The 7,948-nt window shown below is 58.5% G+C and carries 6 protein-coding genes; 5 read left to right on the forward strand and 1 reads right to left on the reverse strand.

Annotated elements, in window-relative coordinates; translation table 11 throughout:
- Positions 1-30 precede the first annotated feature (30 nt).
- Together IDH41_RS06975 and IDH41_RS06980 are read left to right on the forward strand one after the other, a co-directional pair.
- Positions 31-1,287 carry a phospholipid carrier-dependent glycosyltransferase gene (locus IDH41_RS06975; protein ID WP_190859499.1) on the forward strand — a complete coding sequence of 419 codons (1,257 nt, stop codon included), beginning with the start codon at positions 31-33 and terminating at the stop codon, positions 1,285-1,287.
- 122 nt (positions 1,288-1,409) lie between these two features.
- Positions 1,410-3,794, forward strand: coding sequence for an S-layer homology domain-containing protein (locus IDH41_RS06980; protein WP_190859501.1), 2,385 nt, complete (start codon positions 1,410-1,412; stop codon positions 3,792-3,794).
- 85 nt (positions 3,795-3,879) lie between these two features.
- On the opposite strand, the gene IDH41_RS06985 is transcribed toward IDH41_RS06980, so the two are convergent.
- Positions 3,880-4,026 (reverse strand): hypothetical protein, encoded by a 147-nt coding sequence (locus IDH41_RS06985; protein ID WP_190859503.1) that lies wholly within the window; start codon positions 4,024-4,026, stop codon positions 3,880-3,882.
- A gap of 756 nt (positions 4,027-4,782) precedes the next feature.
- Between IDH41_RS06985 and ychF the strand changes: the two genes are divergently transcribed.
- From ychF to IDH41_RS07000, 3 genes are all read left to right on the forward strand, one after another.
- Entirely contained in the window at positions 4,783-5,883 is a 1,101-nt protein-coding gene (ychF, locus tag IDH41_RS06990) for a redox-regulated ATPase YchF (protein WP_190859505.1), read from the forward strand.
- A gap of 236 nt (positions 5,884-6,119) precedes the next feature.
- On the forward strand, positions 6,120-7,190 hold the full coding sequence (gene prfA, locus IDH41_RS06995; protein ID WP_190859507.1) for a peptide chain release factor 1: 1,071 nt from the start codon (positions 6,120-6,122) through the stop codon (positions 7,188-7,190).
- A 258-nt stretch (positions 7,191-7,448) separates the two neighbouring features.
- The coding region (locus IDH41_RS07000) for a N5-glutamine methyltransferase family protein (protein WP_397327568.1) at positions 7,449-7,948 on the forward strand (500 nt) is incomplete at its 3' end.

Below are 7,948 nucleotides of genomic sequence, written 5' to 3' on the forward strand. Positions count from 1 at the left end.
TTGCTGCAAGGGTTGAGGGGGCTGTTCGAATTGTTGGATTACGTGAGAAAAAACAAAGCATGGACGATCGCGATCGTCCTTATTTTTCTGCTTGCCTTTTGGCTGCGGGCCGATTTTTTGACCTCGGTCAAGCATAACATTTCGCACGACACGAAGTATTACAACGAGATGGTTCACCGTTTGCTGGACAAAGGGATCTATTCCTATAAGGAAGAAGTGCCGAATGCGCGAGTGACGCCGGGCTATCCGCTGTTCATGACCGCCATGTACCTCGTCGCCGATCAGATCGGCGTGGAGCCGTTCCCGCTCATCCGCTGGGTGCAGGTGCTGATTAGCCTGGCTTCGCTCGCGCTGATGTATATGATCGCGATGCAGGCGACGAAGAATAAATGGGTCGCGCTGCTGACCATCTTCGTAGGTGCGATCTACCATCCGTTTATATGGACGACGGGCGCTGTCTTGACCGAGACGCTGGCGCTGTTCCTGCTGATGGGCTACTTGTCGATGCAGCTTTACGCCTTCCGTACGCAGCGGAAGCGCGACGCGGCCCTTGCGGGCATCCTGCTCGGACTTACGGTGCTCGTCAGAGCCGAGTTTCTGCCGCTGTTCGTGCCGCTCTATGGCTTGTTTCTGCTGCAGCAGTGGCGCCAGGCGAAGGAGGAACGCGGCCCTTCGAAGCTGGCCGTTTTCAAGAAGGTCGCGCTCCTCGGCATCATTACGGGCCTCTGCTTGTCCGCGACGATGCTGCCTTGGTGGATTCGCAACGTGGTTACGCTGGGCGAGTTCGTCCTGACGGCGTCGCAATCGAATCCATTCTCTGCGGGTACCTATCCGAATAAGGATTACACGGACCGGATCGTTCCGAAGCCGAAGGAAATGTCGCAAGAGGAATACGCTTGGGCCAGGCTGAAAGCCGGCTTCACAACGCAGACGTGGACCTACGTGAAGTGGTATACGGTGGGCAAGCTGAAATATACGTACAGCCATATGTTCTTCGGTTCGGGCCACTCGCCGATTTACCATGCCTATCCGAACGTAGCGTACCTGCATATCCTGGTCGTGTACAGCACGATCATAACGCTGCTCGGACTTCTGTGGCGCTGGAGGCATCCGGCCGCGATGCTCGCGGTCGTCATCGTCATCATGTCGATGATCAGGCTCGTGTTCGTGCCGGAATACCGCTATAACTTTACGGTCATGCCGCTCTTTATTATTTTGTCGACGTGGCTGGGCGTTTATGTGTGGCAGAAGCTGTGGGCCTACGCGAGACGCGGCAGAGCGGCTTAACGATAAACGGGAAAACTATCTCCTATGACGGGAGATAGTTTTTTTATTTTACGCTGCAACTTACGCCTTGTATGAAGCGTCTAATTCATGTATATATTGGAAAAGCAATGGAGGGTGAAGCGATGAGAAAAAAGAATCGTAACAAGCTTGCGGTCATGCTATCGGCCGCGATGCTCATGAGCGCGCTTCCTGGCACGGCATTCGCTGAAAGCGCAACCAACCCTGCGCAGGCCGCCTCGGATGCGGCGGGCGGCGCGTCTTCCTCGTCGGAAGGCTCCGCGGGTCAGATCGAAACGGAAGCGCCGGTTGACGTGGCCATTACGAAGGAGAAGGCAGAAGCGCTGGCAAGGCAATACGTAAGCATTCCGAAGGAATACACGCTGCAGGGCGCGAGCTTCTCCATGGACGTGCTGGCGGGCGGCAAGCGCAACGCATGGGGACTCGATTTCGTGAAGAAGGCGAACGGCAAGCATGTCGGCAGCATTTACGTGCGGATTCATGCCGACAGCGGCCAGCTGCTCGAGTTCAGCTCGTATACGAACAATCCGTCGGCCAAGCCGACCTATCCGCTTAAGGTCGAACGCGACACCGCACAGGAGATCGCCTTAAAATTCATTGCGGCGGTCGCCGCGAAATACGAAGACCAAATCCAATACAACCCCGATTACGGCGCGCAGCTGCTGCCCCCGTTAACGGGCGCGGTCACCCATCACATCCGCTTCGACCGAATCGTCGGCGATATCCCTTACGTCGACAACTACATCGAGCTGCAGGTGGACAGCGAAGGCCATATTACGAGCTTCTCGCTGCAATGGGACGATACGGCCGTCTTCCCCAAGGTCGACACGAAGCTGACGCCCGAGGAGGCCGGCGCCAAGCTGCGCGAAGCGGCGTCTCCGCAGCTGTCGTACATCGTGCCCCACAACCCGCAGGGCGTCCGGAAGCCGATGCTGAGCTACGATCTGCAGGCGATCGCGATCGACGCCGTAACCGGCGAGCTGAAGGGCTCGAACGAGCACTATTACCGCGCCGGCACCGTATCGGAGACGCCGGTCAGCGAGAAACCGCTCGGCGAAGCGCCGAAGGCCGGCACCGTGACGGAGAAGCAGGCGGTCGACGCCGTGAAAGCGGCCTTCAAGCTTCCCGGAGACGCGGAGCTTAGCAGCTCGAATTACAGCGAGCAGCATAACGAGGGCACCGGCACGAACGAGGCTTATTGGCATTTGGGCTGGACGATCAAGAAGGACGGCAAGGAAACCGGCTCCGCCCACGCTTCGGTGGACGGCCGCACGGGTGCCGTTCGCAGCTACTATATTTATTACCATAGCGAGCAGGCCGGCGGCAATCAGAGCGTGACGCTGGAGCAGGCCACGACGCTGGCGGTCGAAGCGGTGAAGAAGCACCTGCCTTGGCTGGCGCACGAGCTGTATTTGGTTAAGCCTCATCCGGATCAGTACAAAGATATTCAGCCGGGCGAGCATACCCAGTATTACCTAAGCTTCGTGCATAAGGTTCACGGGGCGACGGCCGAGTACGACAACGTCGGCGTGGCGATCGATTCGCGCACGGGAGACGTCGTCAACTTCGACGCGAATATTTCGAGCTTCGCCTACCCGGCGGAAGCGCCTGCGCTGATCTCCAAGGATGCGGCCGTGGATAAGTGGATGGACTATTACCGGACGCAGCTGACTTACCGGCTGGTGCAGCAGTTCACCTGGAACGGCCAGCCGATACCGATCGAGAAATATAAAGTGATGCTGGCGGCGGGCGAAATCGACGCGAATGAGGTGAAGACGTCGACCGAGGCCGAGCTGGTGTACCGTCTCGTGCCGAAGCTCGTCGAGGAGTCCGTCTTCCTCGACGCCCAGTCGGGCGATTGGCGCAACCGTGAGACGGGCGAGGCGACGCAGCTCGAGAAGCCGCAGGCGGCGGACATCGAGGGGCATTGGGCGCAGCGCCAGCTGGAGCTAATGGTCGCGTACAAGGCGCTGGACGTGAAGGACGGCAAAGTGCGTCCGAACGAGCTGGTGACGCGCGGCGAGCTGATCAAGATGCTCGTGCTGGCCAGAAACGCCGGACGGTCGCCGATACTATATGGCGCGGCGGATGGAGCGGAAGGGAAAGCGTCGTTCGACGACGTGGCTTCGAACTCGAGCTATTTCGTCTACGTGGAAAGCGCGCTGGAGCAGAACTTGATCGATATCGGCGACGGCTCCTTCAATCCGGAAGGCAAAGTGACGCGGGACGAGATGGCGGAGCTGATCGTACGCGCGTTGGGCTATAACGCGCTTGCGAATTACGATTATATTTTCCAATCGAACTTTAAGGACGCGGCGCAGATTGCGAACAAAGGGCAGGCGGCGATCGCCGTCGGCTTGAAAATCATGAGCCTCTCGGACGGCAAGTTCCTGCCGAAGAAGCAGGTGACTCGCGCGGAAGCGTCCGTCGCGTTCTTCCGTTATTTGCAGTCGCGGGCCGATCTGCAGGAAGCCCCGATTCGCATGTAGTTTGTTTTGACGGCCGGAAGGCCGCCGGCACGGTGCCGGCGGCCTTCCTTTTTGGGTTGCGGCCGGCGTGACGCCTGCCAGTGCCTTAGCGGTCGGTCCGGTTCTTCTTGTCCTGGAAGTTCGAAACGGATTTCGTATCCTCGAGCGTATCGTTGACGAATGCCATATCCTGGTTTTTGGCATGCATGTCCGTCGTGCCTCGGTAGTTGCCCTTATGCTTCTGATTTTCCATGGCGGGTGGCCTCCTATAAAAGTAATGGATGTGCATTGGTAGTATTTCCGACAGCGGGCGAACCATTCTTGCTGGCTGCTACACTCGGAGCGGGAGTGGATGGGGACAGGAGGACGGTTGAAGGTCTGAAAGACGGTTGGTCGTCCGGATTGAAGGCGGGGATTAGGGAGATGACGGTAGAGGGCAGAGGGAGGTAGAAGGCGGGGATGCGGGGATGATGAGGGAGGAGACACGGCGGCGCGAGTTTATTTTCAAAAATTGAAATAAAACCTGAGAGTGGGCTTGGAAAAGATGGGATTATTTCAATAGTTGAGACTAATTGATGATTTTCGGGGACGATCGGGGCTGATTCGGCAGAGTTGTTTCAGATACTGAAATTATTCGTGACGATGGTCGCGGAATAGAGGCGCGAGTTTCAATTTTTGAAAATATAGGAAAGTATAAGCTTCACTTTTATACTGACGCCTATATTTCACCGCGAAACGTAAGCTTTTGCCGCCAGAGGACGGCGATAGCCGTTTACGCTTGGACTAAATAGCGGTTTGGAGGCGGCGGGGAGGCGGATTCGGCTGATTGATTATGCGTAGTGAAACGAGTTCCACTTAAAGGGACGGCGGTTATTCGAGTCACTCCAGACTTGAAATTGGAAGCGGAAGCAGGGACTTCCTGCCTGTCCTTGGTACTTTCAAAGTGGGGGTGGGTGGGGTATAATAGCTGGAGCTATTTATTTTCGGGAAAATAGGGGTGTCTTGAAGCATGGCATTGAAAGCTGGTATCGTCGGTCTGCCGAACGTGGGCAAATCGACTTTGTTTAACGCGATTACGCAAGCGGGGGCCGAATCGGCCAATTATCCTTTTTGTACGATAGATCCGAACGTCGGCGTCGTCGAGGTGCCGGACGAGCGTCTGGATAAGCTGGTCGAGCTCGTATCGCCAAAAAGCATCGTGCCGACCGCGTTCGAATTCGTCGACATTGCCGGCCTGGTCGCGGGCGCGAGCAAGGGCGAAGGACTCGGGAACAAATTTTTGGCGCATATCCGCGAGGTGGATGCGATCGTCCATGTCGTTCGCTGCTTCCAGGACGAGAACATTACGCACGTATCCGGCAAGGTGGATCCGATCAGCGACATCCAGGTCATTAACCTGGAACTCATTCTGGCGGACATCGACTCGGTCGACCGAAAGATCGAACGCTCTCGCAAAAACTTGAAGAGCGGCGACAAAAAGATCGCGCAGGAGGTCGAAGTGCTCGAGCGTCTCAAAGAAGCGCTCTACAACGACCAGCCCGCGCGCAGCGTGGAGCTGACCGACGACGAGAAGCAGCTCGTCCGCGACCTGCACCTGCTGACGATGAAGCCGGTGTTATATGCGGCGAACGTAAGCGAAGCCGAGGTGGCGAACGCGGACGGCAACGAGTACGTGCAGCAGGTGCGGGATTTCGCGGCGAAGGAGAACGCGGAAGTCGTGCCGATCAGCGCGAGGGTGGAATCGGAAATCGCCGAGCTGGAGGGCGAGGATAAGGAGATGTTCCTCGAGGAGCTGGGCCTGTCGGAGTCGGGCCTTAACCGGCTGATCCGCGCCGCTTACAAGCTGCTGGGTCTCTACACGTACTTCACGGCCGGCGTGCAGGAAGTCCGCGCCTGGACGATCCGCAGCGGGACGAAAGCGCCGCAGGCGGCGGGCGTTATCCATACCGACTTCGAACGGGGCTTTATCCGCGCCGAGGTGGTGTCCTATACCGACCTCGTGGCGGCCGGCACGATGGTGGCGGCGCGCGAGCGCGGCCAGGTTCGTCTGGAGGGCAAGGATTACGTCGTGCGCGACGGCGACGTGATGCATTTCCGTTTTAACGTATAAGAGTATGCTGGATACGGCCCTGCAAGTTGCTTATTCGCGCTTGCGGGGCTTTGTTGGGCTCGCAGAAGGCCTTGCGGCGGCCTGCCGTGACCGATCCGTTGCGGATTGCATAGGTAGTGAGGGATGGGGAATGGCTTTAATTGGGGCGCCGGCAGCGGAAAGCTACTGTCGATTGCGGGGCCTCCCTTATGGTATAATAAAGATTATCCTAGTGGAAAAAACAGAGGTGAATGACTGTGTTAGACCGTTTGCAAGCACTCGCCGACCGATACGAGAAGCTGAGCGAGCTGTTGTGCGATCCGGACGTGTCCAGCGATCCAAAGCGGCTTAGAGAGCTTTCCAAAGAGCAGTCGGATTTACAAGAGGCTTATGAAGCCTATACCGAATATAAGCAAACGTCCGAGCAGCTCGATGACGCCAAGCTGATGCAAGGCGAGAAGCTCGACGACGAAATGCGCGAAATGGTCAAGATGGAGATCGAGGAGCTGAGCGAGCGCAAGACGCAGCTCGAAGAAAAGATCCGCATCGTGCTGCTGCCGAAGGACCCGAACGACGACAAGAACGTCATCGTGGAAATTCGCGGGGCGGCCGGCGGCGACGAGGCGGCGCTGTTCGCTTACGATCTGTATCGCATGTATACGAAGTTCGCGGACACGCAGGGCTGGCGCGTAGAGTTGATGGATTTCAGCGAGAACGACCTGGGCGGCTTCAAAGAGGTTATTTTCATGATTAACGGCAAGGGCGCCTATAGCAAGCTGAAGTTCGAAAGCGGCGCGCACCGCGTGCAGCGCATTCCGGTAACGGAATCCGGCGGTCGGATCCATACGTCGACCTCGACGGTTGCCGTTATGCCGGAGGTCGAAGACGTCGAAGTCGAAATTCTCGACAAAGATATCCGCATCGATACGTTCTGCTCCAGCGGAGCGGGCGGCCAGTCCGTCAACACGACGAAATCCGCGGTTCGCGTGCTTCACGTGCCGACGGGCATTATGGCGACCTGCCAGGACGGCAAATCGCAGAACGAGAACAAGGCGAAGGCGCTTCAGGTGCTTCGCGCGCGCATTTACGATATTCGCCGCCAAGAGGAAGAGGCGAAATATGCCGGCGAGCGGAAGAGCAAGGTCGGCACGGGCGACCGCAGCGAGCGGATCCGGACCTACAACTTCCCGCAAAGCCGGGTGACGGATCACCGCATCGGCCTCACGCTGCATAAGCTTGACTCGGTGATGAACGGAGATATGGAAGAAATTATTTCGTCGCTGACGATCGCGGAGCAGGCTGAGCTCCTGGATCGCGAAATGGCGTAACAAGCCGCGCTGGGCTGCCGGATACTTGCGTATATTGCAAGCGGCGGCCCGGCGTTTTTCGTTTCGCTTCATGGGCGGCGGCGGGGAATGCCGGGCGGAACCGGGCTGGCGTTAACTGGCGCGCGGATTGCGCGCTGGCATACATACATAACGGAAAATTGTCTTAAGTACTTGATAGGTGTAGCCGCGCGGTTTGGGTCCGGCAGGCGGCGAAGCGGTTCGGCATAGGGAAATTTGGTGGAAAAGGGGCGTCGAACGATGATCGATCAAACGGAAAAGGCTTGGTTCGCGGAGCCGCTGACGATCCGGGAAGCGGTTTTGCGCGCGGCCGGCATTTTGGAGGCGGAGGCGGTGGAGGAGCCGCGCAACAACGCGGAGCTGCTGCTCATGCACGTGCTGGGCATTGGACGGGCGGAGCTGCTCCGCGACGGCGGCGAGCCGTTCCCGGCGGAGAAGCTCGCGGAATGGGAGCGGCTCGTGCGGCGCAAGGCGGCCGGGGAGCCGGTGCAGTACTTGATCGGCGAGCAATGGTTCTACGGCCGTCCGTTCGCGGTATCGCCCGCCGTGCTTATCCCGCGCCCGGAGACGGAGCTGCTCGTCGAGGCCGTCCTGGAGGCGGCGGACCGCCTCTGGCCGGCGGCCGCCGGGCATGGGCTGGATAGCGGAGCGGGAGGTGAGCCGGGGAGCGCTGAGGAGGCGAAGAACGGCGCAGAGAGCGCAAGGGAGGCGACGCTTGCGGGCGGAGCGGAACAAGGCGG

This window comes from Paenibacillus arenilitoris (assembly GCF_014705655.1).
Lineage (GTDB): Bacteria > Bacillota > Bacilli > Paenibacillales > Paenibacillaceae > Pristimantibacillus > Pristimantibacillus arenilitoris.

Coding starts and splice junctions, on each gene's coding strand:
- ychF (WP_190859505.1), top strand. CDS start 4,783: ATGGCATTGAAAGCTGGTATCGTCGGTCTGCCGAACGTGGGCAAATCG.
- IDH41_RS06980 (WP_190859501.1), top strand. CDS start 1,410: ATGAGAAAAAAGAATCGTAACAAGCTTGCGGTCATGCTATCGGCCGCG.
- IDH41_RS06985 (WP_190859503.1), bottom strand. CDS start 4,026: ATGGAAAATCAGAAGCATAAGGGCAACTACCGAGGCACGACGGACATG.